This window comes from Kitasatospora sp. MBT63, assembly GCF_000710465.2.
Classification (GTDB): Bacteria; Actinomycetota; Actinomycetes; order Streptomycetales; family Streptomycetaceae; genus Kitasatospora.
In genome coordinates this window covers 1-535 of the sequence record NZ_JAIZ01000580.1, presented here as the reverse complement: position 1 = coordinate 535, position 535 = coordinate 1, and the positions used below count along the sequence as shown (strand labels likewise).

1 protein-coding gene is annotated in these 535 nt (G+C 72.9%); it reads left to right on the top strand.

From position 1 onward, the window contains the following. The coding region (locus AA75_RS30425) for an amidohydrolase family protein (RefSeq protein ID WP_033823529.1) at positions 1-535 on the top strand (535 nt) is incomplete at both ends.

The window sequence follows — 535 nt, the reverse complement described above, 5'->3', positions numbered from 1 at the left end:
CACCGTCCGCCCCGGCGACGGTGACGCCTGGCTGCGCCTCAACGGCGCGGGCGAGAACCTCACCTGGGCCGCCGCCGACTTCGAGAACTTCACCGAACCCCGCCCACAACTCGGCCCGTACGAGAACGAGTTCGAGAAAGCCGTCCGCCTGCTGATGGAGCACGGCTGGGGCTTTCGGCTGCACGCCACCTACGACGAGACCATCCGCCGCGACCTCGCCGTGTTCGAGAAGCTCGCCACCGACGGCCTCTTCCCGCACGGCAACCGCTGGCTCTTCGACCACGCCGAGACGGTGAGCCCGGACAGCCTCGACCGGATCGCGGCCCTCGGCGGCGCCGTCTCCGTACAGAACCGCCTCTCCTTCCAGGGCGAGGCGTTCCTCGCCCGCTACGGCGCCCCGGCCGCCGCCGAGGCACCCCCGCTGCGCGCCATGCTGGACCGCGGCCTCACCGTCGCCGCCGGCACCGACGCCACCCGGGTCTCCTCCTACAACCCGTGGGTCGCCCTGCACTGGCTGGTCTCCGGCCGCGCGGTC